The 25,998-nt window shown below is 35.6% G+C and carries 27 protein-coding genes; 5 read left to right on the forward strand and 22 right to left on the reverse strand.

Annotated features, from left to right (window positions below; all coding sequences use genetic code 11):
* Positions 1-40: 40 nt before the first annotated feature.
* Positions 41-793, reverse strand: coding sequence for a hypothetical protein (locus HXL38_002040; protein QWB90758.2), 753 nt, complete (start codon positions 791-793; stop codon positions 41-43).
* 81 nt (positions 794-874) lie between these two features.
* On the opposite strand from HXL38_002040, the gene HXL38_002045 reads away from it, so the two are divergent.
* Positions 875-1,972: a GTP-binding protein gene (locus HXL38_002045; protein ID QWB90759.1), complete on the forward strand. Its 1,098-nt coding sequence runs from the start codon at positions 875-877 to the stop codon at positions 1,970-1,972.
* A 36-nt stretch (positions 1,973-2,008) separates the two neighbouring features.
* Here the strand turns inward: HXL38_002045 and HXL38_002050 are convergent, their stop codons facing one another.
* Both HXL38_002050 and HXL38_002055 read right to left on the reverse strand, forming a co-directional pair.
* Entirely contained in the window at positions 2,009-4,540 is a 2,532-nt protein-coding gene (locus tag HXL38_002050) for a M1 family metallopeptidase (protein QWB90760.1), read from the reverse strand.
* The gene (locus HXL38_002055; protein QWB90761.1) at positions 4,530-6,290 is read right to left on the reverse strand and encodes a phospho-sugar mutase; all 1,761 of its coding nucleotides are present in this window, start codon (positions 6,288-6,290) and stop codon (positions 4,530-4,532) included. The genes HXL38_002050 and HXL38_002055 overlap by 11 nt, the downstream gene beginning before the upstream one ends.
* Before the next feature lie 93 nt (positions 6,291-6,383).
* Here HXL38_002055 and HXL38_002060 point away from each other — a divergent pair, with 93 nt between their 5' ends.
* Positions 6,384-6,668 (forward strand): hypothetical protein, encoded by a 285-nt coding sequence (locus HXL38_002060; GenBank protein QWB90762.1) that lies wholly within the window; start codon positions 6,384-6,386, stop codon positions 6,666-6,668.
* Positions 6,669-6,699: 31 nt separating this feature from the next.
* On the opposite strand, the gene HXL38_002065 is transcribed toward HXL38_002060, so the two are convergent.
* On the reverse strand, positions 6,700-9,450 hold the full coding sequence (locus HXL38_002065) for a penicillin-binding protein (GenBank protein QWB90763.2): 2,751 nt from the start codon (positions 9,448-9,450) through the stop codon (positions 6,700-6,702).
* 123 nt (positions 9,451-9,573) lie between these two features.
* On the opposite strand from HXL38_002065, the gene tyrS reads away from it, so the two are divergent.
* The gene (gene tyrS / locus HXL38_002070) at positions 9,574-10,782 is read left to right on the forward strand and encodes a tyrosine--tRNA ligase (GenBank protein QWB90764.1); all 1,209 of its coding nucleotides are present in this window, start codon (positions 9,574-9,576) and stop codon (positions 10,780-10,782) included.
* A gap of 43 nt (positions 10,783-10,825) precedes the next feature.
* Here tyrS and HXL38_002075 read toward each other — a convergent pair whose 3' ends face one another.
* From HXL38_002075 to gap, 15 genes are all read right to left on the reverse strand, one after another.
* On the reverse strand, positions 10,826-11,164 hold the full coding sequence (locus HXL38_002075; protein QWB90765.1) for a YtxH domain-containing protein: 339 nt from the start codon (positions 11,162-11,164) through the stop codon (positions 10,826-10,828).
* Positions 11,164-11,421 (reverse strand): hypothetical protein, encoded by a 258-nt coding sequence (locus HXL38_002080; protein QWB90766.1) that lies wholly within the window; start codon positions 11,419-11,421, stop codon positions 11,164-11,166. Before HXL38_002080 ends, HXL38_002075 begins: the two co-directional genes overlap by 1 nt.
* Before the next feature lie 106 nt (positions 11,422-11,527).
* A complete protein-coding gene (locus tag HXL38_002085) occupies positions 11,528-11,902 on the reverse strand; it encodes a hypothetical protein (protein QWB90767.1) in 375 nt (124 codons plus the stop codon).
* Entirely contained in the window at positions 11,903-13,420 is a 1,518-nt protein-coding gene (gatB, locus tag HXL38_002090; GenBank protein QWB90768.2) for an Asp-tRNA(Asn)/Glu-tRNA(Gln) amidotransferase subunit GatB, read from the reverse strand. It abuts the gene before it with no gap.
* Entirely contained in the window at positions 13,420-13,833 is a 414-nt protein-coding gene (locus HXL38_002095) for a hypothetical protein (protein ID QWB90769.2), read from the reverse strand. Before HXL38_002095 ends, gatB begins: the two co-directional genes overlap by 1 nt.
* Complete coding sequence (gene gatA / locus HXL38_002100; GenBank protein QWB90770.1) at positions 13,833-15,233, reverse strand: Asp-tRNA(Asn)/Glu-tRNA(Gln) amidotransferase subunit GatA; 1,401 nt, start codon at positions 15,231-15,233, stop codon at positions 13,833-13,835. Before gatA ends, HXL38_002095 begins: the two co-directional genes overlap by 1 nt.
* A gap of 7 nt (positions 15,234-15,240) precedes the next feature.
* Positions 15,241-15,534, reverse strand: a complete 294-nt coding sequence (gene gatC, locus HXL38_002105) for an Asp-tRNA(Asn)/Glu-tRNA(Gln) amidotransferase subunit GatC (protein QWB90771.1) — start codon at positions 15,532-15,534, stop codon at positions 15,241-15,243.
* 69 nt (positions 15,535-15,603) lie between these two features.
* Complete coding sequence (locus HXL38_002110) at positions 15,604-15,813, reverse strand: hypothetical protein (protein ID QWB90772.1); 210 nt, start codon at positions 15,811-15,813, stop codon at positions 15,604-15,606.
* 7 nt (positions 15,814-15,820) lie between these two features.
* The gene (gene uvrB / locus HXL38_002115; GenBank protein ID QWB91281.2) at positions 15,821-17,797 is read right to left on the reverse strand and encodes an excinuclease ABC subunit UvrB; all 1,977 of its coding nucleotides are present in this window, start codon (positions 17,795-17,797) and stop codon (positions 15,821-15,823) included.
* A 61-nt stretch (positions 17,798-17,858) separates the two neighbouring features.
* Complete coding sequence (locus HXL38_002120; GenBank protein QWB90773.1) at positions 17,859-18,467, reverse strand: hypothetical protein; 609 nt, start codon at positions 18,465-18,467, stop codon at positions 17,859-17,861.
* A 10-nt stretch (positions 18,468-18,477) separates the two neighbouring features.
* Entirely contained in the window at positions 18,478-18,930 is a 453-nt protein-coding gene (locus HXL38_002125) for a hypothetical protein (protein QWB90774.1), read from the reverse strand.
* On the reverse strand, positions 18,927-19,895 hold the full coding sequence (locus HXL38_002130) for a carbohydrate kinase family protein (protein QWB90775.1): 969 nt from the start codon (positions 19,893-19,895) through the stop codon (positions 18,927-18,929). The genes HXL38_002125 and HXL38_002130 overlap by 4 nt, the downstream gene beginning before the upstream one ends.
* 2 nt (positions 19,896-19,897) lie before the next feature.
* A complete protein-coding gene (locus HXL38_002135) occupies positions 19,898-20,545 on the reverse strand; it encodes a hypothetical protein (GenBank protein QWB90776.1) in 648 nt (215 codons plus the stop codon).
* The gene (locus HXL38_002140; GenBank protein QWB90777.1) at positions 20,546-21,001 is read right to left on the reverse strand and encodes an RpiB/LacA/LacB family sugar-phosphate isomerase; all 456 of its coding nucleotides are present in this window, start codon (positions 20,999-21,001) and stop codon (positions 20,546-20,548) included. It lies immediately after the preceding gene.
* Between the two features lie 8 nt (positions 21,002-21,009).
* A complete protein-coding gene (gap, locus tag HXL38_002145; GenBank protein ID QWB90778.1) occupies positions 21,010-22,017 on the reverse strand; it encodes a type I glyceraldehyde-3-phosphate dehydrogenase in 1,008 nt (335 codons plus the stop codon).
* Positions 22,018-22,174: 157 nt separating this feature from the next.
* Between gap and HXL38_002150 the strand changes: the two genes are divergently transcribed.
* Both HXL38_002150 and HXL38_002155 read left to right on the forward strand, forming a co-directional pair.
* Entirely contained in the window at positions 22,175-22,561 is a 387-nt protein-coding gene (locus tag HXL38_002150; protein ID QWB90779.1) for a hypothetical protein, read from the forward strand.
* Between the two features lie 55 nt (positions 22,562-22,616).
* Entirely contained in the window at positions 22,617-22,808 is a 192-nt protein-coding gene (locus tag HXL38_002155) for a hypothetical protein (GenBank protein QWB90780.1), read from the forward strand.
* A 47-nt stretch (positions 22,809-22,855) separates the two neighbouring features.
* Here HXL38_002155 and HXL38_002160 read toward each other — a convergent pair whose 3' ends face one another.
* The 3 genes from HXL38_002160 to HXL38_002170 all read right to left on the reverse strand — a co-directional run bounded on the left by HXL38_002160 (position 22,856) and on the right by HXL38_002170 (position 25,993).
* Entirely contained in the window at positions 22,856-24,412 is a 1,557-nt protein-coding gene (locus HXL38_002160) for a RelA/SpoT family protein (GenBank protein ID QWB90781.2), read from the reverse strand.
* Between the two features lie 107 nt (positions 24,413-24,519).
* Positions 24,520-25,050 (reverse strand): inorganic diphosphatase, encoded by a 531-nt coding sequence (locus HXL38_002165; protein QWB90782.2) that lies wholly within the window; start codon positions 25,048-25,050, stop codon positions 24,520-24,522.
* 55 nt (positions 25,051-25,105) lie between these two features.
* On the reverse strand, positions 25,106-25,993 hold the full coding sequence (locus HXL38_002170) for a hypothetical protein (protein ID QWB90783.2): 888 nt from the start codon (positions 25,991-25,993) through the stop codon (positions 25,106-25,108).
* Positions 25,994-25,998 lie beyond the last annotated feature (5 nt).

The raw sequence follows: 25,998 nt of genomic DNA on the forward strand, positions 1-25,998 counted from the left end.
TAGATGAAAAAACTTACAATCTTTGATGAGCGAACTCAACCTATTCTTCAATGACATAATTGCCATTTAAAGAAAATTCTAATGCATTATCATTGTCAACTCTTGGAGAAACATTATAGCGCATTCTTGCTTTTGTTCTAATGAAACAGCGGATTGCCCAGAGGTAAAACTCCATAAGAACCCATAAACCTGCGACAATAATAAGCGATATTTTGTCTGGCTGACTTTCAACTATTAAAAGCATTGTTGCTATGAGCAATAAAGTTAAAGCAAAAGCTAAATGAGAAAAATAAAATCTAATTGCGAATTTATTTATCTCTTCGAAAGCTCTCTTTTCAAAGCTACAATCTCTTTTCTCCACTTCCGTGCAGTTCTTATGCGACTCAGCTTTTTTATTATAAACCCACATCCAGTTGGCTATTAGCCTTTTTTTAATGTTGAGAATTCCCTCACCGAAGAAGTATAGCTTAAAGATCGGGAAATTAGCAACGATCGTTATGGTCGTTAAGCTTGCAAATATTAATACCGATAAAAGATCATAATTCTGACTGATTTTTTCGAATATTAATAAAACAATCAAAATCAAAAACCATATAATAAGCGCAATTTTTAGCCACAGATTATCAATAAATACCTTATTGATAATATAGTCCTTTTTTGGAAAATTAAATTCACGAATTTCCTTCGTGCTTAATTTAATTTCCTCATTTTTGCTAGTATCCAAGTTTTTCATCGTTACGATTTTTGAAATCTTCATAAGATTCCACCTCATCTTTCTAAAATTTCTTTGCAAAATGCAACTTTCAAATTATACCATATATTCTCTAAAAATGCAAATCTTGCAGGCTTTCTAAAAATCTGTTAAACTGGTTTTATGAATAATGAAGATTTTGACATTTCAAACTTTTCGAAAGATATTTTTGATGATTTTTCAAAAACAGAAATTAAAGCAAAAAAACAAAAAAATCGAAAAATTCCAGTTATAATGATTTCTGGTTTTTTAGGATCAGGCAAAACCACACTTTTAAACCACATTTTAAAATCAAGCCCAAACCTAAAAATTGGTGCAATTGTGAATGATTTTGGCATAATAAATATTGACAGTAAATTAATTTCTAATGGGATCAATGAGCAAAAAATTGAGCTTAGTAATGGCTGTATTTGCTGTATGATTGGCGATAACGGATTAAGCGAACCACTTTCGAAATTAGCAAATAAAGATTCGCAACTTGATGCAATCATAATTGAAGCTAGTGGAATTGCTGAACCTTACGATTTGCTTAAAACCCTGCAATATTCTGGAAATCAATATTCTTATTTCGGTGGAAATATTTATTTAATTGACGCTCAAAATTTCGAAAATTCCAAGAAAGATTTTCCAACACATTTTAAAAAATGTCTCAAAGCGAGCGACATTATTGTTTTAAATAAAACCGATTTAATTTCAAAAAATAAAATTCAAGAAATCCGTAAATTCATTAGAAAATTAAACCCAAATTCACCAATTATTGAAAGTCAAAACTCAAAAATTAATCCTGATTTAATTTTTTCTTGGCAAAAATCCGATCAAAAGAATAACGAGAAAAATGAAGAACACGAGCATGATCACAAAGACCACATCCACAATCAATTTCAATCTTTAGCCTTCGAAACGGTAAAACCACTAAATCCTCAAAAATTCCTAAGTTTTCTTGATAATTTACCTAAAAATCTTTTTCGAATGAAAGGAATTTGCTACTTTGGGATGAAAGGGTACGAGCAGAAATATATAGTTCAGCTAGTTGGCAAAACTATTGATATTTACAGCGAAGATTGGAAAGATGAAACGCCAAAAACTGAACTCGTTCTAATAGGCTCTAAAATTGATAAAGCTAAAATTCTTGCAAAGTTAAGCGATCTAGAAGATAAAAACCCAGATGAAATCACACCACAAAATATGGTAAATTTCGAAAGATTCTTTTTATCAAAATAAAGTAAAACCGACCGTTGAGTATGGTCGGTTTTAAGTTTAAATATTTTGTAAAAATTTATCAATAGCAGTTTTGTCTCGTTTAATCAAATCAACTCGCCCGGCGATTTCTCGCTCGCCCATCTCGATCGCCCTAGTTAAACTTGGGTCGTTTTTTAGGGGCTCAAAAAACTCTTTAAATTCTTGGAGCTGTTTCTCGGTTCGCAAAATCGCACCTGAATATCGCGGAAAATCATTATAACTTTTATCGCCATCAAATTTTTCCTCAATTAATTTCCAATTTTCACGTAGCCACTTCCATGCTAGCTCTCGAGTCTTCAAATTTCGGAGTAAATGAACATACCAGCTTAAGATATCCTGCGTTCGAATTATATCATTCTCAAGCATTTTTTCAAGAAGTAATTTACCAGTTCGAATATTCTTAGTTGAAGTTAAAGCTACCATAATATCATCTCGATAATCAACATTTGAAGTATTCTTATAATTTTCGAGCATTCTTTGCACTAATTCTGGAGATTCTTCGAAACGAATCTTTGCAGTTAAAATTAAACTTCGAATTTCCGAATCAATATCTTCCATATTCGGCGAATTTTCGAAAATATCTAAAGCGCCTGAGATAGCTTTTTTATTTTCAGCATAAATCATGTGAGCCAAAATTGAGCTACGTTTTTGCGTATCCTCTTCATCTTCGCCAGTTTTTTTGATAAATCCAAGTTTTTCAAATTCATTTTGAGCTAAATTGCCAACAAATTTTTTCATTTTTTTCGAACTCACAGAATCTTCATCAATAAAAATTTTCAATTCGCCAATTAAAAGACTAATCATGTCCCAAACCGTTAAAGAAGTTTCTTTATCATAACTCTCTAAAGTTCGCAGCAGCTCAACGCTTGGAATTTCGCCACCGCGTGAGAGCAAAGAACGCTCCTGAAGAATTTGAAGGCGAGAAATTGTATCTAAATCACCATCTCTAACCTTTTCAAGCAAATTTTCGAAAAGATTTTGGCTGTAATTTGTAATAAAATGAGCAACATTCCCTTGATTTAGCTGAACAAAATCTGAACTTTTCTTACAAGTTAAATCTTTCGAATCCATAATCTCAGGCAAATTATTTTGATTTGAGCCAAGTAAAATTGGCCAAATTCGCCCACTATCTTTACCTTCACCAATAAAAAATTGCTTTTGTGATAATTTTAATTCTTCACCATCTCCTTCAGCTAAAACACTCGGATAGCCACTTTTTAAAAGCCAAGGATTCATAAAATCTGCGACATTTTTACCAGAAGCTTCGCTCAGGCAATCCCATAAATTCTCGCCAATTGTATTTTGATATTTAAACTTATCAAAATATCTTTGCAAACCTTTTTGAAATGCATCGTTCCCAACATATCTTCGAAGCATATTCATTAAGCGAGCACCCTTTGCATAAACAATTGCACCATCAAAAATAGTGCTAATTTCATCTGGATGATGAACTGGGACATGAACCGCCTGAACACCGTCAATCGCATCACGGCGCAGACTTAAAACAGCTTCATTAACTGCAAACTCTTCCCAAATTCTCCATTTTGGTTCTAGAGCGTCAGTTGCTAAATATTCCATCATCGTTGCGAAAGATTCATTTAGCCAAAGCTCATCCCACCATTTCATTGTTACAAGGTTTCCAAACCATTGGTGTGAAGTTTCATGCGCAATCACTAACGCGACATATTTTTTTGAAGATATAGAGGAATTTTTACCAGCGAGCAATGCAGTTTCACGATAGGTAATTAAACCCCAGTTCTCCATCGCACCACTAGAAAAATCTGGCAAAGCAATGTGGTCGCATTTTGAAAGCGGGAACTTTTGACCAAAAAAATCTTCATAAAATTCTAAAACCCGCACCGCAAAACTAAGTGGAAATTCCATTAATTCAGACTTTTGAGCTTTTGTTGCCAGAACTGAAACTTCAACACCACTTTTAGTCTTTTTCGAAACTCGTTGAAAATCGCCCAATACAAATGCTAATAAATATGTTGACATTTTTGGTGTTTTAGCAAATCTGACCTGCTGGATATTGCCATTTTCATTTTTTTCGATAATTTCAGTATTCGACAAAACTTCAAGATCGCTCAAAGCTCTAATCTCTAATGAAAAAGTTACCTTTGCTTCAGGCTCATCAATACACGGAAAAACCTCACGAGCATGATGGCTTTCAAATTGAGTTGCAAAAAGCTCTTTTTTCTCACCATTTTCTTTATAGTAGCAAGGATATAATCCATGCATCGCATCTGTTATTTTACCAGAAAACTCAATTTTAAGTTGGATTTTATCACCTTTTTTAAAGTTAAGTTTTTCAATATTCACTAAAATTTCATCATTTTCAGCTTTCGAAAAGTTCAATTTTATGTCGTTAGAAGAAATAATATTTTTGATTTCTAAATCTTTCGAATGAAACGTAATTTCTTTTTCATTATTAATCTCGCCAAAAATATCAACAATTCCATTAAATTCACGATTTTTTACTTGCGTTAAATCAAGCTTTAATTCATAATGTTCGGGCTTAAATTTTTCTACTAATCGATTAACACTCATTTAAAATCCTCTCCTTAAAATCACTTAAAATATTCTCAATCTTTACACAATCTTGTTTATTTTCGAAACGCCATTGAGCATAAATTTTCATTTTTGGCTCAGTTCCGCTTGGTCGAATTGTAATTCTTCTATCTTCTGAATCAAAAATAAAACTTACCGCATTTCCATTTTCCAGCATTTTAAAACTATTTTTTTTATTTGTTGAAAAATCTAACTCAGTTAAATTTTCGAAATCTCGCATCTTTAATGCACCAAAATTTTTATTTCCAATTCGCATTTTTTGCATAATTTCTTGCATTTTTACAAACCCTTCAGCGCCACTAAATTCAAGAGATTCGGTCTTTTCAACAAAATATCCATTTTCAGCATAAATTTCATCAAGCCTCTCACCCAAAGTTTGATTTTTAAGCTTTAATTCCGATGCAAGCTCGGCTATCATCAATCCAATTGTTGCAGCATCCTTATCTCTAGTCTGTGAACCAATAAGCCCGCCAAGGCTTTCTTCAAATCCAGCAATAAATTTCTCTCCAAGCGTTTCTTTTTGTGATATTTTTTTTCCAATAAATTTAAACCCAACCAGCAAATCATCATAAATTTTTACGCCATATTTTTTAGCTAAAACATTTAGCATATCAGTAGTTACAAAACTTTTGCAAATAAAGTCACGATTCCCGAAATAAAGTTCAGCATATTTATTTCGATCCTTTTGCTTCTTTGAAAGAATATAATCAGTCACCAAAATTGCAGTTTGATTGCCTGAAAAACTTCGAACCTCCCCATTTTTTTCAAGACTCATTACACAAATTCGATCAGCATCTGGGTCAGTAGTTAGGGCAATATCTGCTTGTTCTTTTCTTAATTTTAAAATCACCATTCTATTTGCAGAAAGATTTTCCGGATTAGGTTTCCTATCTTGAAGTGTTGAAAAATTACCATCAAAATTTATCTGCTCATCAACAATAATGATATTTTCGAAACCTACAAACTGAAGAGTTTTTAATAAATTAGTCGTTCCAGTTCCGTGAATCGGTGAAAAAATAATTTTTACATTTCTATTTTTTGATAAAGATAATTTCGCATTAGCCTTGATATAAGAATAGTCATTTTCTTCACCCAAAATTTTAATTTTACCGTTTTTTACAAATTCATCAAAATTGCCAGTTTTAAATTCTTCAATATTTTTAGCAATTTTCATTAATTTTTTGTCGTGTGGAGCTGAAATTTGTGCGCCATCATTCCAGTAGATCTTAATTCCATTATCTTCTGGCGGATTATGACTGGCTGAAATCACAATTCCCGCTGAAGTTTTAAGATTTCGAACTGTAAAAGATAATTCCGGAGTCGAGCGTGGAGTATCAAAATAAAAAACTTCAATATTATTTGCGGCTAAAATTTCAGCACATTTTTTTGAAAGCTCACAAGAGGAATTTCGAACATCCCAAGCAATTGCAATACTTGGTGAATTAATATCGAGCGATTTTAAATAATTCGCAAGAGCCTGTGCACTTTCCGAAATTGTAACTAAATTAATGCGGTTAGAGCCAGCACCAACTTTCCCACGTCGGCCAGCCGTACCAAATTCCAAAATTTTAAAAAATGAGTCCTCAAGCTCATCCCAATTTTCGTTTTTGATTAAATTCAAAATTTGCGCTTTAAATTCATGATATTTTTCATCTAAAAGCCATTTTTGTAAATTTTCGAAAGCTAACTTCGATAAATTAGATTCGGCTTTTATTAATTCTTCGCTCATTTAATCCAACTCCTTCTGTATCTATTTTATCACTATCTCTCAATAAAATCAAAGAGCTTGCGTTTTTAGAATATTTATGTTAAAATAATTCCGATGAATAAAATTCTAAAAAAATCTGCAAAAAAACTAGCCGACGACAATGCGCGCGGAGCTCAAATTGGTTTGCTTGAAGAAGTTTTTAACGATATTTATCCAAGTCGCTGGACGATTTATAAAGTTAATTTCTTTCGCGGAATAGCTTTTGGATTCGGTAGCGCTATTGGTGCAACAGTTCTAATCTTCTTGTTAATTTGGATTCTTAACTTTTTTGTTAACATTCCGGGCGGAATTGGTGACTTTATCCAATCTATTATAAATGCGATGCAAAATCGGCGATAATAAAACTACTCCATCAGGAGTAGTTTTATTTTTAGTTTGAAGAACCCGTTGTATTTTCCGTACCTATAGTGGAAGGGCCTGTATAACTTTTGGAAACTTTATAACCACCAGAGTCGGTAACTTCAACTGTAATATTTTGACTAGCTTTATTAAACGTATAATCTGTTGAGAGTATATTTCCAGTTGGAAGAGCAGTACTAATTGTTGCGCCATCAACCTTAATCACTACCGAAGTTATATCAAAATTCCCCTTTGCAATATTTATATTTATTCGATAAGTATTTGAATTTGCGTGCCTTGAGTATGAAACACTTGAGATAGATGGCTGTGAATCTGAACAGTTATGGATATTATCTTCTTCGTTTACATCATAACCTTCTGGCGCAGTTATTGTCTTCTTTTTAGAAACCGGGTCAGTTGTTTCAAAAACAGTTAGTTTAACTCGAGTAGATTCTGGTGTACATTTAGTTGCTTTCTTTTTCGAAATACTATCAAACTCAATTTCTCTTGAGACTGAACCAGTTTTATTTTTATCCCACCAAGATGGGCAAATGTCATTCTTACCATTTATTGTACAGTTTCGAATTCCAGATGGTCTTTCAATTTTATCACCAGATCTCCATTTACCGTTAGAAGCGTAAACTTGATGGTGAACATCGCGCATATATTCATTAATTACTCTACGCACAGGGCTATTATCAGGAGAGCGCAAAGCCCGACCATCATGATTTCCGCTCCAAACACCTGTTGCAACTACAGGAGAATAACTCATCATCCAGGAGTCCTTGGCAGCACCTTTTCCGTTATCTGTTGTTCCAGTTTTCGAAGCTGTCCAAACCCCAGGAACCGTAAATCCATAACTTCGACTTTGACCGCCAAATGTAGTTGTTCGAGCACTTGGATCAGCAAGAATATCGGTCAATTCATATGCGGCCTGCGAATCGATCACCTGTTTTGATTCGTCTTTCCACTCAAAAATCTTTTGATTTGATGAATTTTTAACTTCGGTAAAATATGTTAATTCTTTATAGACACCACCTCGGGCAATAGATGCAAAAGCGTTTGTGTGCTCATCCTGATGAACCGAACATCCACCACCAATTGCAGCAGAAAGACCAGCATTACTATTTTTACAATAAGATTTATCACCAAGCTGTTGTGCGACACTCAAACCTTCATCAACGCCAACAATACTCAATGCCTTAACCGCTGCGATATTCAAAGAATTTCCAAGACTAAACCTAATTGGTACACTACCGTAAAATTGTTTCGAAGCATTCCTTAGCTGACAAGCTCCATATGTTCCATTACAATATTGCGAATCGATATTTTCGTCCTTTAAAATTGTTCCTGGTGTATAAACTGTATCTTTCTTATTAAATAAAGCCGCGTAATCGACAATAGGTTTGATACTTGAGCCTGGATCAAGAGATGAAGTTGAAGCATTAGTTTGACCATAGCCAGCTTTATTATAATCAACCGATCCAACTTGAGCAATAACTTGCCCAGTTGCAACATCAACAGATGTCATAGCAATATTATCAGCGCCACTAACATATAAAGTTTTAGCACCAGCGTTAACGGCATTTTCAGCAATAGACTGAGCCTTTAAATCAACTGTAGTTTTAACAGTTAAACCACCAGCACCAACAACCTTAACACCAAGTTTTTCTTCAAGCTTCTTTTTAACCTCTTGAACAAAATGTGGTGCCTTAATATTTGTATATTGGTCTTTTTCTGGCTTAATTGTTGCAAGAATATCGAATTCTTTAGCTTCTTTTGCTTCTTTTTCAGTAATAAATCCACAAGAAACCATATCATTCAAAACCTTATGCTGGCGCTCAATCAAGCTCTTATTATAACTTATATTATATGGATTATAAACTGCTGGATTATTAGGGATAGAAGCTAATAATGCGGCCTCAGCCAAAGTTAGATCTTTCGAACTTTTGCCAAAATAAGTTCGTGCACCAGATTCAACTCCGTTTCGACGGCCACCATATGGAGATTCATTCAAATATAATGAAAGAATTTGGTCTTTATTATACATTTGTTCAACTTGAACCGCAAGAATCATCTCTTTAATTTTTCGAGGAACTCCACTGAGTCCACGATCGCTAGATTCATTAGAGAAATAAACCTGTTTAATAAGCTGTTGTGTCAAGGTTGAGCCACCCTGAGTTGCTCCACCCCTAAAGTTATTTACAAAAGCACGAATAATCGCAGTTAAATCAACACCCTTATGCTTATAAAAATCTCGGTCTTCAATAGCAACAGTTGCTTTTTTAACATAGTCTGAAATCTCAGAATTATCAACAACTAGCTTATAATCACCAGAACCCTTATCCTCCCACAAAAGCTCACCATTTCTATCATAGTATTTCGAAACTGTAGTCTGGACTCTCTTAGCTAATTCTTCTGGTTTGATTTGATTTAAATCTTTCGAAACATAGGCGAAAGCTGCTGCGATTCCTACCACAGCGACAACAATAAATACTGCGGAAATTTTTAAAGCCATAAATAAACCGCGCTTACTAAACCAATACTTTAAAACTCGTTTTGGATGAAGACGATAAAAAAATCTCTTCACTGGGTCTTTCGGTAGGCTTGCAAGATACTCTGCTCGCTCCCGAGCTTTCGAATCTTTCTTTTCTTTCCTTCGATGAGCTAAATTTGTATATAAACTTAGGTTATTCTGTTTTTTTAGTGAACTCACTTTTTTAAAAGCAGTTCGTTTTTCAACAGATTTCCCATCTTTATTGAGTATTTTTCTTCTATCCATATTACACTCAATTATACCGCAATTGCTTATGGTTTTCAAGATTTTTTAATTTTTATAATACTGGAAAAAAAGCTTTTTTTGTGTTAATATAGTTAATAATAAAATATAATAATGGGAGAGTAAATGAAGTTATCAGAGGAGCTAAAATGGCGTGGTTTCTGGAATCAAACCACTTTTCAAGATTCAAAAGTTTTAGATGGTGAAAAGCGAACCATCTATCTTGGCGCCGACCCTTCCGCTGACAGCCTTCATATTGGTCATTTAAGTGTTTATATGATGGTTAGGCGATTTCTTGATCATGGTCATAAAGTAGTTCTTCTGATTGGTGGTGGTACTGGAATGATTGGTGATATGCGCGACACTGAAGAGCGTCAACTCCTCTCGCCTGAAATAGTAGCTAAAAATACCGAGGCTCTCAAATCTCAAGTTTCGAAACTTTTTGCTGGGCAAGATTTTGAAGTTGTAAATAATGCGGATTGGCTTTCAAAAATAGAGTTAATACCTTTTTTACGTGATATTGGTAAAAACTTTAATATGGCGGAACTAATAAGCCGAGATTTTTTCAAAAGTAGAATAAATAATGGTAGTGGATTAAGTTTTGCAGAATTTACATATACTCTTCTCCAAGGTTATGATTTTTGGTATTTATACAAAAATAACGGCGTTTCACTTCAAATTGGAGGAAGTGATCAGTGGGGAAATTTACTTTCTGGTGTAAATTTAATTCGAAAGAAAGAAGGCGCTGAAGTTTTTGCAATGACAGCCCCTCTCCTTATTAATCGTTCAACTGGCCGAAAATTTGGTAAGTCAGAAGGCGGAGCTTTATGGCTCGATGCTTCAAAAACATCACCATTCAAAATGTATCAATTCCTTCTTAACTCAGATGATCAAAGCGTTTTCGAATATCTAAAAATTCTAACAACGCTTTCAAAAGAAGAAATTGAAACAATTGAAAAAAATCATCAGGAAAATCAGCACTTACGAATTGCTCAAAAAGCATTGGCAAAAAATGTCGTAGAAATTGTTCATGGAGAAGAAGTTGCAAAAAATGTAATTTCTGCAACAGAAGTCCTCTTTGGCGGAAAAGCTTTCGAAAATCTAACTAAAGCTGAAATCGAAGTATTAAAATATGAAATTCCTGTTGCTCCAAAAGATAAAACTGTTAGCGAAATATTAATTGAAACGAATCTTGCTAAAAGCAAAGGTGAGGCCAAAAGGTTGATTTCAGCAAATTCAATTTCATTTAACGGTAATAAACTCAAAGAGGATATTCAAATAACTGAAAAAGGTCTACTTAAAAAAGGCAAAAATAGTTTTATACTAATTGATTAATAAAATAAAAATCGCTCAAATTTGATTGAGCGATTTTCTATAATTAAACTTTCTTTTCAAAACCTTTTTTAGCACCTTCGAAAGTATTTAGGGCGCGTTTTTGAATTTTACCAGCTTCTTTTTTTGCATTTTCTACAACTTCACCAGTTTTACTTTTAGCGCCTTCGGCAAATTCAGTAACTTTTTCTTTAGTTTCTTCAACGAATTCACCTGCGTTTTCAGCAACTTCACCGGTTTTTTGAGTGGCTACATCAGCAACTTTTTTAGCTTTTAATTTTAAATCTTTTCGAGTTTCTTCACCACTTTTAGGAGCAGTTAAAATTCCAGCAACTGCGCCAACTAAAGCACCAACAGCTAATCCTAGTCCAAATTTTTTACTCATTATTTTTTCTCCTTTTTAGTTTTAAATTTATTAAAAATGTCAAAAATTGTTTTTCCGATAATTATCGGTGAAGTCACCTGAGCGACATTTTGTGCGATTCCATCAATACTTGCTGTTATATTTTGCATTTTTTCTGCAACATCACCAATTTGGCGAGTTACACGAATTACTAGAATAAAAGTAACAATTCCAAGCGTGATGAAAACTGCAAGAGCTATAGAAAGAAAAACAACTAATATTTCTGCAGCCGAGCTCATTCTTCTCCTTTTTATTTTTTTATTTTATTTATTTTTTGATTTTATTCAAATCTATTTTGTATTTTACCATAAAATAATTCTTATGTCAATAGTTTTTTGAAAAAATCTAAAAATATCCCGACACAATCTTGTTTACTTGAGTTCGAATATCCAATGAAGAATATCCATTTATAGTAAAATAATAGAGATTTCCATCGAGCATTTCAATCTCAATTCGACAAGATTTTTTCTGCCAATTTTTTGGGCGACCAAAAGCTAACATCCCTAAAAATAGAATTCGAAAAATTCCCGGCTGATAAACTTCGTCAGCAGCATCAATAAAATCAATTGATGCAATTTCGGTAGCATTCAAATGAAATTCAAGCGGACGAGACAGTGCGAAATCTTCATAGAATTCTACCCCGCTAGCTGAAAAAATCAAACTACCAGAAATATTTTTATCGCCATTAAAATTAGCTTGAAATTCAAACTTTTCTTCCACTTACAACCTTTCGCGAATCAATTTTTGCGCCAAAGCCGGATTTGCCTTACCTTGCGATTTTTTCATAATCTGACCAACCAAAAAGCCAATTGCTTTATCGTTGCCACTTCGAATATCCTCAATCGCTTTTTGCGAAGCCACATCACTCATTACTTCATCAACAATTTTCGCAATTTCGCCTTCATCAGAAACTTGGAGAAGATTCATATTCTCAGCGATTTTTTCTGGCATGAATCCTAAATTATCATCATCAAACATCGCCAAGAAAATTTGATGACCGCCATTTGAACTAACTTTTTTCTCATGAACCAAATGAGCGAGAAGAGCTAGTCTACGAGGACCAAGATAACCTTTGTAGAGTTTCTCTAAATCAAGCTCTTCGCTTGGAGTTGAAGCAAACCAGTTGAAAATTCGCTTCATGTTTTCTTTATGCTCTTCAAGAGTGTAGCCCTCGATTTCTGCAGAATTATAGAGTTCAATTTGAGATTTTTCCCAAGGACCATCACCCCAAGTTGCAAGGAGTAGTTCAGCGATTCGATAATCGCTCAAGGCGTACTCAACCACAGAGCTATCAAGCTCGAAAACACTAAATTTTTCACGGAAATAATCTGGCATAATTGGAAATTGTGCTTGCATTTTCAAAATTTCTTCATCATTCAAAACAATCGGTGGAATATCTGGATCAGGCATATATCGGTAATCTTGAGCCTCTTCTTTGCTTCGTTGCGAAACTGTTTTTTGCTCGTCGTCAATCCAACCACGAGTCTCCTGCTTAATTTTTTCACCTTTTTCAAGCAATCTCACTTGGCGTTCAAATTCATATTGAGCCGCTCGTTCAACACTTCGAAAACTATTTAAATTCTTAATTTCAGTTCGCGTTCCAAGCTTTTCATCACCGATTTTTCGCGCTGAGATATTCACATCAAAACGCATATTCCCTTGATATAAATCACCATTTGTAACATCTGCAAAAACCATTCGCTTATGAAGCTCTTCAGCATAAGCGCGCGCCTCTTCAGCCGAATGAATATCAGGCATTGACACAATTTCGATTAGAGGTGTTCCGGCTCGATTCAAATCAACTAAAGAATGATCACCAAAATGAGTGAGTTTTCCAGCATCTTCTTCGAGATGAGCATGCTCAATTCGAACTTTTACTTCACCGCCGCTAGGAAGTGGTGCAATAATCTCACCCTCACCAATAATCGGCTGATAAAGCTGTGAAGTTTGATAACCTTTTGGTAGGTCTGGATAAAAATAGTGTTTTCGATCAAAACGACTCACATTGGCAATTTTTGCGTTCAGCGCTTTTCCAGCTCGTACGGCTAGACGGACCGCCTCTTTATTTAAAACTGGCAACATTCCAGGCAAACCAAAATCAATTGGCGAAGTTGCTTCATTTGGTAATTTTTCTCGTGAATCGTTATCACTTCCACTAAAAAGCTTGGTTTTAGTTTTTAGCTGAACATGACATTCAATCCCAATTGTCATTTCATATTTTTTAAAAATATCTTCCATTAAATTGCTCCTAAATCTTTCAAAGCTTGTTTAAAACTATTCATCGCTCGGCGAGTTTGGTCGAAATTAATTTGTGCGTCATTCTCATGAGCGACTACATTTCGAAGTTTGTGGGCGTGCCAAATTGAATTCGGGCTTGAAAATTTATCTTTCGAATTTTTCAGCCGCTCGCCCATCGTTTGACCAGAAATTTGAAGCTCCCGCATCGCCGTATCAACAAGTTTATCGGCATTAATTAAAGCCAAGTGCCAAGTTGCAGGTTCATCTTTTTTAATCGAATTTTCTATTTTTAGCCAATCACCCTGAAACTTTAATTTATCAAGTTGTATTTTTTCAGTTTTTGTAATTCCGATAAAGAAAAACAAAAGACCAGCGCAAATCAAAATAGAAACCGAAAGAATGACTAGATCCATTAGTTTTTCTCCAATTCGTCAGCCAAAGCCAGAATTTTTGCGTCCGATTTCATCTTTCCAATAATTTGCACACCAACAGGTAGACCATTTTCAGTTTTACCAGCCGGAACAGAAACAGCAGGAAGTCCAGCAAGTGAAGCTGGTACGCTCAAGATATCAGCTAGATACATTTTTACTGGGTCATGAGCATTTTCACCAATTTTAAACGCAGGGGTTGGCGCAACAGGGCCAACCAAAAAATCAACTTCTTCGAAAAGCTTATTAAATTCGTCGATCAAAAGAGTGCGAGCTTTTTGTGCTTTCAAATAATAAGCATCATAAAATCCACTTGACAAAACATATGAGCCAATCATGATTCGGCGTTTATTTTCAGCTTCAAAACCTTCATCGCGAGACTTACCAAAAACCTCACCCAAGTCTTGAGCATTTTCTGAACGTAAGCCATAGCGAATTCCATCATATCGCGCTAAGTTTGAAGAAACCTCAGCTGGAACAATAATATAATAGATAGCGAGCGAATACTTACTCATCGGTAGAGAAACCTCCACAATCTCGTGCCCAGCTTTTCGCATTTTATCAATATAATCTTCAGTTATTTTTCGAACTTCCGAGTCAACCCCTTCACTAAGGAATTCTTTAACTACTCCAATTTTTGCCTTTTTTGAAACTTGCTCTTCTTGCCAAAAATCAGGCAAAGTCATTGCATCACGCGCGTCAAGACCAGCCATAATGCGCATTACAAGGTCACTTTCTTTAGCAGTTTTTGCAAAAACACCAACCGTATCAGTTGAAGAAGCCATTGCTACTACACCAAATCGTGAAACCGTACCATAAGTTGGCTTTATACCATATACACCGTTAAAGCTTGCCGGCTGACGAATTGAACCGCCAGTATCAGTTCCAAGCGCAAAAGGCACGATGTTAAGAGCCGTAATTACCGCCGAACCACCAGATGAACCACCTGCAACTCGAGTTTCATCAATTGAGTTTTTAGTTACACCAAAAGCTGAGTTCTCGGTCGATCCACCGTGAGCAAAAGCGTCTAAGTTTGATTTTCCAATACAAATCGCACCAGCTTTTTCAAGTTTTTCAATCGCAGTAGCCTGAATTGGTGTTTCGAAATCTTTCAACATTTTACTCGAAGCCGTCGAAGGTGAACCAAACACCAAAAAATTATCCTTCGCCACAAAAGGAACACCTGCAAGCTCACCAACTTCTTTACCTTTTGAAATCTTATCATCAATTTCTTGCGCTCGTGCTAAAGCTCGCTCTTCGGTCAAGCTCGTAAAAGCATTGAATTTTTCAGTATTTTTTGCCTTCGAAATAGCTTCTTTAACAAAATCAACTGCAGTCTTCTTTCCAGATAGAACTTGTTCTCTAATTTCAAAAATATTCGTCATAATTCTCCTACAAAACCTTTGGGACTTTTACCTGATTATCTTCAACATTCTCACCCGCCAACTTTAAAAGCTCATCTCGTTTTACACCATAATCATCAATTTCATCTTCTCGCCAAACATTTTGATTTTTCGAAACCGAATAAGTTGGTTTAACGCCATCTGTATTTAATTGGCTAAGTTGCTCAATATATTCAACAATATTTCCCAAATCAGTTTGAAGATTCGAAATTTCTTCTTCACTTAGCGAAATACTAGAAAGCTCCGCCAAGTGTTTAACTTCGTCTTTTGATATTTTTTCCATACACTTAAGTATATCACTTTTCGAAAAATTTTTAAAGTAAAAACTCCCAAAAACTGGAAGTCTCTAAGTTTATTTTTTCTTAAGTTTTTCGATTCGTTGATTTAGCTCGTTTATTAAATTCATTTGATTTACATTAATTTCACCCGAACTCTTAATATCGTTATTAATTCTTTGGTGAAGAAAAATTACTTCAGTCGAAAGAATTAAATTCCAAACAACAAACAGAATAACTACAACTATCTTAAGGAAACTCTTGTCTTTTTTGCTAATAAATTTCATGAATCTCCTATTTCACCATCTTTTTCCGAATATCCGCAATCTGATCTCGCAAATCCGCCGCCTCCTCAAAAAGCAAATTCGCGCTAGCAAGATTCATTTGATTTGTTAAATCTCGCACCAAATTTTCCCACTCTTCACGAGGAATTTTCCTTAAATCCAATTTTGGTTTTTTATCTTTTTGCGGAATGATCGCACGCAAACCTTCACCAATCTCACTAGCCACACTTTTTGGCGTAATTCCATTTTTGAAATTATATTCTTGTTGAATTTCTCGCCGCCGATTTGTTTCATCAATTGCGATCTTCATTGAGCGTGTAATTTTATCAGCATACATAATCACATTGCCGTCTTCGTGCCGAGCTGCCCGCCCAATTGTTTGAATCAACGCACTTTCTGAACGCAAAAAACCTTCTTTATCAGCATCCATAATTGCTACCAATGAAACTTCTGGCAAGTCCAGCCCTTCACGCAAAAGATTAATTCCTACCAAAACATCATAAACGCCGCTGCGCAAATCACGCAAAATATCACCACGCTCCAACGTGTCAATTTCGCTATGAATATATGCTGTTTTCACACCATTTTCTTCTAAAAATCCGCTCAAATCTTCAGCCATTCGCTTGGTTAAAGTTGTTACTAAAACACGCTGGTTCTTCTGAATTCGCTTTCGAATTTCTTCCATCAAATCATCAACTTGACCTTCAATTTTTCGAACTTCAATTTTAGGATCAAGCAAACCTGTTGGGCGAATTACCTGCTGAGCTGGTTTTGGCGAATGTTCGAGTTCAAAATCACCAGGAGTTGCTGAAACATAAATCGCCTGATTGATATGTTTATAGAATTCTTCGAAAGTTAGCGGCCGATTGTCTAGTGCTGACGGTAAACGAAAGCCATTATCCACTAAAACTGTTTTGCGAGCACGGTCACCATTAAACATTCCACGAACTTGTGGTAAAGTCATATGAGATTCATCAACTAAAAGCAAAAAATCATCAGGAAAATAATCAAGCAAAGTTGCCGGCTGCTCACCAGCTGAACGCTCAGTTAAATAACGCGTGTAATTTTCAATACCTTTAACAAAACCAGTTTCACGGAGCATTTCAAGATCATATTTAGTGCGCTGTGTTAGGCGTTGAGCTTCCAAAAACTTCTTATTTTTTTCGAAATATTCATGGCGTGCATAAAATTCCTTCTCAATTTGCGGAATTGCACTCTCAATAATTTCCTTTGGTGTAGCATAATGTGAATTTGGGAAAATATCAAAAAACTGTGGCTTTTCTAGAATTTCGCCCGTAAGTGGATTCAATATAATTAAGCGGTCAATTTCATCGCCGAAAAATTCCACTCGCACTGCCAGATCTGAGCCAGCCGTAAAAATATCAACCGTATCGCCACGAACCCGAAAAGTTCCACGTGCAAAATCTACATCATTTCGCTCATATTGAATATCTTTTAGATGTCGCAAAAACTTCTCTCGGTTATATCGCATTCCAGGCTTAATATGAAGCGCCATTTGCATATAACTCGCCGGCGAACCGATACCATAAATACAGCTCACACTCGAAACAATAATTGTGTCACTTCGAGTTAAAAGCGCCTCGGTTGCGGCGTGCCTAAGTTTCTCGATTTCTTCATTAATTCGCGAATCTTTCTCGATGTATGTATCTGTGCTGGCAATATAAGCTTCGGGCTGATAATAATCAAAATAGCTCACAAAATAATGAACTTCATTTTCAGGAAAAAACTTTTTAAATTCACTGTAAAGCTGTGCGGCAAGAGTTTTATTATGCGCCAAAATTAAAGTCGGCTTTTGAACTGCTTGAATAATATTCGCCATTGTAAAAGTTTTACCCGAACCAGTCACACCAAGCAAAGTTTGCTCACGCTCACCTTTTTTCAAACCGTCAACTAATTGCGAAATTGCTTGGGGCTGATCTCCAGTGGGATGATATTTTGATTTTAATTTAAACTCGCGATATTTCATTATTTCTATTTTATAACATATTTTGTTAAAAAGCAAAACCGCCCAAATTGAGCGGTTGGCCTTATCCATTTCCAGCACGTTTTTCTGAAAGATGTTCATCATCTTGTGGTGCAATAAAATCTGCATTTTTTTCATCTAGTCGTGCAATCACTTTTCGAACGAGCCGTTCCGGGTTATTATCATAAATGATATCTTTCGTTCCTGGCGCTTCAACATTTTGAAGAAGTGTTGGAACATAATCTGCTAAAGCAGTGCTTCCGAGCAAAACACCACAAACCTTGCGAGATTCTAAAGCAGTCGCAAGTTCATGAAGCGAGCCCATTCGACCACCAACCGTAATCACCGCATCACTCGAAAGAACCAAATGTGTATCACGCCCAACATAACTCATTCCCGTAAAATTAATATAATCAAAAGGCTTAAACGGTAATTTATAAGTATTTACATGCTGCCGAAAACTTGAAGCCGGCGAAAAACCAATACTTAATCCCGTTCGCCCCTTAACGCTCACTGCGCCCAAAGCTGCGTGGTGCGGTAGGCCAACCGTTGCACCAGTTGTTAGAATTTTCCCCTGCCGAACAATTTCTTGCCCGAGCCTAAAAGCTAAATCTCGTGAAGCTAAAACACTATCACCCGTTGCCGCTCCCGAAACACAAATTTGATATCTCATTTTTCTCCTTTTAAAATAATTTTTCTTCTATTTGCTTGATTGAATAATTTGAAAATTCCTGCTGATATTTTTCAAGAATTTGTTGTTTTAATTCTTTTTCGAAAAAAGTTTTTGAATGTCCAGCCAAATTCATTATTCTTTTATTTTTTTCAACATCTTTTTTGTTTGCTGAAACCAAACCATCTTCCGCGAAAAATATTGCATTGCCAAATTCAGCCCAAAATTCTTCATCATTCAGATGATTAACTAAAGCCGAAAAAGCTTCAATCATCAAAATACTATCACCAGAAAACCCCAGCCTTTTCTCAATATTATGTGATTTTCGATACAACTCCGCCATAATTTGAGCTGAAACACTCTTTAATTCTGGTTTTTTAGCTTCCATTTTCGAAACACCAAAATCAAATTTTCTTGCATAAGCACCACTCAATCCGAGTAATTCCGAGAGTTTATAACTTCTCATAACCGAATCTCCTGCATTGGCATTGAATGAAGCTTGGTATTTTTATACAAAATCCCTTTTTTTGCGCCCATGTATTGAATTACTGATGTTGAATTTGCACTAGCGAATAAAATACTTTCTTTAATATCAGCGCCCTGAGCCCACTGGCTCACAAAGCCTGAACCAAACGCATCACCAGCACCAGTCCTATCTATTGACGGTACGTCTTCATACATTCCAGCACGAATAATTTTGCCATCAGAAGCTGCCCAAACACCATTCGCTCCATCTGTTAAAATTGCAACTTCCACAAAACTACAAGCATTTCGAACCAGCTCTTCAGCAGAAACTCCCTCAAAAATTAAACTTGCTTCCTCTTTGTTTACAATTAAAACTTCGACATCTTGAAGTAAAGTTCGAACTTTTTCAGGCTCTTGGAGTTCTTTCTTGCCAGGGTTCCATGCTATTCTTGCGCCTTTTTTTATAGCTTCTTTAAAAATTTTTAGGAGTGCATCAAATCTGCCAGATAAGTTCGAAACATAAACCCAATCGAATTCACCATATTTTAGTTCAAAATTTTCAGCGTAAATATGTTCCGAGGCACCACGATAAGTTAAAATTGTTCGTTCACCATTTGGCGCTAAAATAATAGTTGAATAGTCTGTATTAAATCTTTTCGAAAATTCAACACGCGAAGTGTCAATAGATTCTTCATCAAGCATTTTTAAAATTTGTTCGCCCGAAGAATCCTCTCCAACCACACCCATAAAACTTGAAATCAAACCTTGCCTCGCAAAAGTTGTTGCAGCATTAGTAGCGCCACCACCACTCGAAATATCAATATTTTGAATATCAATTTTTGAACCAAGCTGGAATTCAACTACATCTTGGTTTTCCGCCATTGAAATCAAACGAAATTCAGGCGAATTACTCAAAAAAACATCCTGAGTAGCCGCTCCAATTGATAGAATTTTTGGCAAATTCACTTTTAAATTGCCCCTTTTCGGTTAATCTCGGCTTCCATCTGTTTATAGCTTTGTTCAGGATTTTGTGAATTCATAATTGCTGATCCAACATTTACAACATCAACACCAGATTGTGTTAAATTGAAAACATTCGAAAGATTAGCTCCGCCATCCCATCCAATCTCAACATTACTATTAATCTCTTTAATTAAGCGAATTTTCTCTAGTTGCATCATACTTGCACGACCACCCATTTCGCCCAAATTTCCGCTAAAAATCAAGATATGCTCAGCTGCCTGAATTGCGGGCGCGACAGTTTCTGGAACAGTTGAACGAAGCAAAGCTAAACCAGGTTTAATCATCGTTTCATTTTTAAGCCTTTCGAAAATTGGCACCAAATCTTCCTCAACTTCAGCATGAAAAATTACCATATTTGGATTAAGCTGAATAATTGTATCAATATGTTCGCTTGGGCGAGCAACCATCATATGAATATCAACCTTCCATTCTTGAGGCCACCAAATTTGCGTTTCGGACAATGTTAAATTAGGAGCAAAATTACCATCCGTTACATCAATATGAACTCTTTCTGCAAAAGGAAAAATTGCCTCAACTTGAGCTTTATATTCATCTGGATTAGTTGCTAAAATTGCTGGTACTATTATTGACATCTATACCTCATCAATCTGTTTATTTCTTCTTACAAATCTTGGAGCAGCTGCAAATGGAGTTTTCAACCAAACATCAACTGTTTCTTTCCACTTAGCTTCAGCTTCATCTTTATCGAAAACGCGGGCCGGTAAACAAATTATATTACTGTCATTGTCATTGCGGGTCCACTTAGCTTCTTCTGGTTCCCAAACAACAGATGCACGAATACCTTTAAAACGATTTGCAGCCATTCCCATTCCTTGAGCGCCACCACAAATCAAAATCGCTCTTGGATCATATTTTTCATTGGCTCGTATTTTCGAAACCGCTACGCGAGCGAATTCAGGAAAATCATCATTTGGGTCATATTCAAAACCACCAATATCTTCAACATCGTATCCGCCCTCTTTTAAGTATTTAAAAACTTTCTCTTTTAAGTAAAAACCTCTATGGTCTGCGCCAAGAAAAATCTTCATTTCGCTCCTTAAATATTAGCTGCAACATCTGCAACAATTTCTACCAATCTGTTAGAATATCCCCATTCGTTATCATACCAAGCAACAATTTTAACCAAATTTCCACCAACAACATTAGTTAGTTCAAGGTCAACAATAGAGCTGTGAGAATTTCCTTTAAAATCTGTAGATACGAGCGGTTCTTCAGTCACAGTTAAAATACCTTGATAAAAAGGATCAGCCGCAGCACGCTTAAATACTTCATTAATTTCTTCTTTCGTGGTATTTCTTTTCAAAACAGCAGTAATATCGCTTAACGAAACTACCGCAGTCGGAACACGCACAGAAAGACCATCAAATTTACCAACTAAAGAAGGAATAACTTTTGCGGTTGCAATAGCAGCACCAGTCGTTGTTGGAACAATATTCTCGGCCGCAGAACGAGCTTCTCGCAAATCTTTTGCAGGAGCATCTAGAATTCGCTGGCTTGCAGTATAAGAATGAACTGTTGTCATCAAAGATTTTTCAATTCCAAATTCTCGTTCAAGAATTGCCATAACAGGAGCAATACAGTTTGTCGTACAGCTTGCATTCGAAATAATATCATCTTCACGAGTGAGCTCATGTTCGTTCACGCCAAGCACAATAAACTTTGCACCTTCACCTTTTGCAGGAGCTGAAATTACAACTTTTTTAGCGCCGGCATTAATATGCGCTCGAGCTTTTTCTGGTTGAACAAATAATCCGGTGGCTTCAATAACAACATCAACACCAAATTCTCCCCAAGGCAAAAGTGCTGGGTCTTTTTCCGCTAAAACACGAATTTGTTTTCCGGCAACAAAAATCGAATTATCATCATAAGAAACGTCATGATGATAAGTTCCATAAGTTGAGTCATGTTTTAAGAGATGAGCTAGGGTTTTTGTATCTGTTAAATCGTTGATAGCAACAACTTCAATATCATCTCTTTCGAAAGCTAATTTAAAAGCATTGCGACCAATTCGCCCAAATCCATTAATTGCAATTTTTTTAGACATTTCGTCTCCTTTTTTATTAAATTTCCTACAACTATTTTAGCATAAACGCTTTCAAAAATCCAGATTTAAAATCGTTGACTTTTGATTAAGCTTATGCTAGCATTGTTTTGTTGATATAAAAAATCAACAAATAGTACATTTCAAGGAGGATTCAAAAATGGATCTTAAGAAAACCGTAGCTTATAGCTTAATTGCAGCAGGTGTTGCTGGAGTTTTAGCTTTTTCCTCAACCAAAGAAGTTCATGCCTCAAGTGGAACCGTCTATATGCAAGAAGGCAACAAAATGACCGGTATGTGGGTTCATGTTGAGGGTGGTAGGTCTGGCTGGGCTTATTGGCGTCATAAGTTTGGAAACCAATATGAGTGGAGATATGACACTCAAGGTAAAAAATGGAAAGCCGATGTAGGTGTAAATGGCACACTTCAATCATGGGCTATAAATGCCCGTGGTTTCAACTGGACATATCGGCAAGGCGACAATATACCAATATGGGTAAATCAGGGAGGTCATTACGGCTGGAGAACGGTTCTTCCTCGCTCCTAACAAAATAGTCCTGAGTAAGACTTAAAATTACTCATTTTAACATAAAGGAGAATATATGAAAAAGCCACAAAGTAAAAAAGATATTGTAATTATTTCATCAATAATGTTAGCTTTTATATGGTTAACTATATTAACTGGATTATTTATTTGGCACTACAAAGGCTCTGAAGAAAATTATTGGAATACAATGGTTGAAGTACATAGTAATAGAGATAAAATAATAAAACTTGAAGAAAAAAATAAGTAAAAATCTTTAGCAAAAAAGACATTCGCCTGAATGTCTTTTTATTTTTTCTATTTCTCGTTGGATTTTCTTGCTTTAATTGCCTCTGCATTTTTAATCGGCTCTAAATCACCCCTTTGGCGAAGTTGTGAACGAAGCTTAATCCTTGCGTGCGAAGTTTTAACTAATTCCAACCAATCAATTTTTGGCTCAGAATTTTTTCGCGTCAAAACCTCGACAACATCACCTTTTTCAAGCGGCTTATCGAAAGCGTGAATTTTCTCATTAACCCGAAAAGCATAAGCATGTTTACCGATATCGCTATGTACCATATAGGCAAAATCAAGCGGCAATGCGCCTTCTGGTAGATTATAAATATCACCTTTTGGTGAATAAACAAAAATTCTATCACCAAAAATATCAATCTGAAGCTGCTCTGGGTCAATCTCCTCACCATCTCTTAAGCGTTGCGCCACATCTTGGAGTTGAACAATCCACTGTAATTCGTTTGAAAGCCCGCCGTTGCCTTTAACTTCACTCCGCTTTTTCGAAGTAGCCCCAGAAATGTAATCTTTACTCGATTTCTGTTCATGATAATGGAAACTCGCCGCCAAACCGCGCTCGGCAAATTCATGCATGTCGCGAGTTCGAATTTGAAACTCCGCAATCAGTTTCGAAGGAGTAATTACTGTTGTGTGAAGTGATTGATAGCCATTTGGCTTTGGCATTGAAATATAATCTTTGATTCGTTCAATCATCGGTTTATAAATCGAATGCAAAATCCCCAGAACACGATAGCAATCATCTTTCGAATTTACAATAATCCGCAGAGCCATCAAATCATAAACTCGGTCAATATCACCTTTTGTCTTTTTTAATTTTTTATGAAGTGAATAAACACTTTTTACGCGGCCAGAAATTTCAAAATCTAAACCAGCCTTTTTCAATTCCTGTTCAACCTCTTCTCGAACTTTTCCTAGTTTTCGTGTGCTTTTACCAAGACGCTTTCGAATTTCATTTTCAAGCCGTTTATATTCTTTCGGGTTTAAATACAAAAAAGCTTGCTCTTCCATCTGCATTCGAACTCGCCCCATTCCTAAACGATCGGCGATTCTTGCGAAAACATCCAAAGTTTCACGAGCGATTTTTTTCTGTTTTTCGGGCGACATATATTGCAAAGTTTGAACATTATGCAATCTATCAGCCAACTTAATAATAACCACTCGCACATCTTGCCCAACAGCAATCAATAATTTCGAAAGGTTGTCTTTAGTTTGAGGTAGATAGGTTTCAAGATCACCCATTCCAGCACGTGCTTTACCAACTTTAGTTACACCGTCAACCAAAAACGCAATATCGTCATCAAAATTTTCAGCAATTTCATCAAGGGGAGTTTCAGTATCTTCAACAACATCATGCAAAACACCAGCAATAATCGTGTCAATGTCCATCCCCCATTCAACCAAAAAACTCGCAACTTTCAAAGGGTGCGTTATATATTCTTCACCAGATTTTCGCATTTGGCCTTTATGTTTTTCGGTAGCAAATTCAATCGCTTTTTCTAGTCTTTTTATATCTTCCGCCGAATAAAACGGTTTTGCAATTCTCAAGAGTTCTGCCTTTTCCATATATTAATTATACACTTTTTTTGATAAAAGTAAAGCTTTTACATTTTTAGCAGAATTTCACTAAATAAAAACTGAGTATTTTTACTCAGTTTCCAATTTATTTATAACTATTTTTCGTTCCAGCGAACAATCGATTCGGCAATAACTTCTTTTGCTTCTTCTATGTCGCCAAATTTCTCAACTTTTGTTGTGCCAGCTTTTTTCAAATCTTTGTAGTGATTAAAGTGAAATTCAATCTGTTTAATAAGTTGCTCTGGTAAATCAGCCAAAGTTTTATAAGCATTTCCAGTGTTACGGTCGTCGGCGGGAACGGCAATAATTTTGTCGTCAACTTCTCCATCATCAACGAATTTCATTACACCTAAGATTCGTGCTTCTAGGAAAATTCCAGTTGTAAGTGGATCATTTGTAATAAGTAAAACATCAAGCTCATCGCCATCTTCATCCAAAGTTTGCGGAATAAAACCATAATTAGTTGGCTTTGCAAAAGCTTTTGGTTCCACGCGATCAAGTTGCATTACAGCCAAATCACGATTCCATTCAATTTTGTGAGTTGAGCCAGTTGGAATTTCCACCACAACATTAATAATTCCATTTTTATAATCACCAGGAGTTAAAATTTTATTAAAATCTGCCATATTTTCCTTTCTTTTATTCTTTAATTTTAGCAAAAAAACTTTAAAAGTTCAACCGTTAATCACGATTAGCAAGCTTAACTAAACTATCTTCTACCGTTTTTTGAGTTCGATGGCGAGTTTGAGTTTTAGTTTTAGCTTTCGAATTCTGCTTAATATTTTTTGATTTTTTAGAAGATTCTTTCGTTTTTTTTCCGCCTGTTACATTTTTTAAAACTGGTGCTCGCCCTTTACTTTTTTGAGTCTCAACTTTCGAAACCTTAACACTAGCAGGTCGTGCAAACATCATCTTTCCTGCGGCAGTTTGAAGCGAACGAATAAATTCAACTTCACTAATCGTACCAATCAATCCTTCGCCATTTTCAACTACAACCATCGTACCATCTGGTAAATGCCCAATTCCTTGTTTTTTCTCATTACCTTTTTGAGTAATTTCAAGCATAATTTTTTCGCCTGGTAAATAGTCTGCACGAACTGACTGAACCAACTCATTAATATTTAAAACTTCAATTCCCTCAACTTTTGCAACTTTATTCAAGTTGTAGTCTGCCGTTAAGATATCAGCATTCATTTTTTTGGCGAGCGAAATCAAACGATTATCTACCCCTTCTTCTGCAGAATTTCCATCCGCCAAAATGCTTACAGTTATTTTTTCTTCATTTTGAAGAGCTGAAATAATATCCAAGCCATATCTTGCACGAACTCGTTTTTCATCATCGCCACCATCCGCCAAAATTTGAAGCTCACCGACTACACTCCGCGGAATCAGAATATCAAAATTAATAAATCCAGTTCTCGCTACTGCTAAAAATCGGCCATCAATTAAAATTGATGTGTCAACTAGTACTTGTTTTTTTGTTTTCGAAATCAACGGTTTATCATTTTTCGAATCAAACCAAATTCCGCAAACAATAAATAAAATTAAAAATAGTAAAAATGTTTCCATACTTT

The sequence above is a fragment of the Candidatus Saccharimonas sp. genome, from assembly GCA_015256915.3.
GTDB lineage: Bacteria > Patescibacteriota > Saccharimonadia > Saccharimonadales > Saccharimonadaceae > Nanogingivalis.

Coding starts and splice junctions, on each gene's coding strand:
- HXL38_002045 (QWB90759.1), top strand. CDS start 875: ATGAATAATGAAGATTTTGACATTTCAAACTTTTCGAAAGATATTTTT.
- HXL38_002050 (QWB90760.1), bottom strand. CDS start 4,540: ATGAGTGTTAATCGATTAGTAGAAAAATTTAAGCCCGAACATTATGAA.
- HXL38_002055 (QWB90761.1), bottom strand. CDS start 6,290: ATGAGCGAAGAATTAATAAAAGCCGAATCTAATTTATCGAAGTTAGCT.
- HXL38_002060 (QWB90762.1), top strand. CDS start 6,384: ATGAATAAAATTCTAAAAAAATCTGCAAAAAAACTAGCCGACGACAAT.
- HXL38_002065 (QWB90763.2), bottom strand. CDS start 9,450: ATGGATAGAAGAAAAATACTCAATAAAGATGGGAAATCTGTTGAAAAA.
- tyrS (QWB90764.1), top strand. CDS start 9,574: ATGAAGTTATCAGAGGAGCTAAAATGGCGTGGTTTCTGGAATCAAACC.
- HXL38_002075 (QWB90765.1), bottom strand. CDS start 11,164: ATGAGTAAAAAATTTGGACTAGGATTAGCTGTTGGTGCTTTAGTTGGC.
- HXL38_002080 (QWB90766.1), bottom strand. CDS start 11,421: ATGAGCTCGGCTGCAGAAATATTAGTTGTTTTTCTTTCTATAGCTCTT.
- gatB (QWB90768.2), bottom strand. CDS start 13,420: ATGGAAGATATTTTTAAAAAATATGAAATGACAATTGGGATTGAATGT.
- HXL38_002095 (QWB90769.2), bottom strand. CDS start 13,833: ATGGATCTAGTCATTCTTTCGGTTTCTATTTTGATTTGCGCTGGTCTT.
- gatA (QWB90770.1), bottom strand. CDS start 15,233: ATGACGAATATTTTTGAAATTAGAGAACAAGTTCTATCTGGAAAGAAG.
- gatC (QWB90771.1), bottom strand. CDS start 15,534: ATGGAAAAAATATCAAAAGACGAAGTTAAACACTTGGCGGAGCTTTCT.
- HXL38_002110 (QWB90772.1), bottom strand. CDS start 15,813: ATGAAATTTATTAGCAAAAAAGACAAGAGTTTCCTTAAGATAGTTGTA.
- uvrB (QWB91281.2), bottom strand. CDS start 17,797: ATGAAATATCGCGAGTTTAAATTAAAATCAAAATATCATCCCACTGGA.
- HXL38_002120 (QWB90773.1), bottom strand. CDS start 18,467: ATGAGATATCAAATTTGTGTTTCGGGAGCGGCAACGGGTGATAGTGTT.
- HXL38_002125 (QWB90774.1), bottom strand. CDS start 18,930: ATGAGAAGTTATAAACTCTCGGAATTACTCGGATTGAGTGGTGCTTAT.
- HXL38_002135 (QWB90776.1), bottom strand. CDS start 20,545: ATGTCAATAATAGTACCAGCAATTTTAGCAACTAATCCAGATGAATAT.
- HXL38_002140 (QWB90777.1), bottom strand. CDS start 21,001: ATGAAGATTTTTCTTGGCGCAGACCATAGAGGTTTTTACTTAAAAGAG.
- gap (QWB90778.1), bottom strand. CDS start 22,017: ATGTCTAAAAAAATTGCAATTAATGGATTTGGGCGAATTGGTCGCAAT.
- HXL38_002150 (QWB90779.1), top strand. CDS start 22,175: ATGGATCTTAAGAAAACCGTAGCTTATAGCTTAATTGCAGCAGGTGTT.
- HXL38_002155 (QWB90780.1), top strand. CDS start 22,617: ATGAAAAAGCCACAAAGTAAAAAAGATATTGTAATTATTTCATCAATA.
- HXL38_002160 (QWB90781.2), bottom strand. CDS start 24,412: ATGGAAAAGGCAGAACTCTTGAGAATTGCAAAACCGTTTTATTCGGCG.
- HXL38_002165 (QWB90782.2), bottom strand. CDS start 25,050: ATGGCAGATTTTAATAAAATTTTAACTCCTGGTGATTATAAAAATGGA.
- HXL38_002170 (QWB90783.2), bottom strand. CDS start 25,993: ATGGAAACATTTTTACTATTTTTAATTTTATTTATTGTTTGCGGAATT.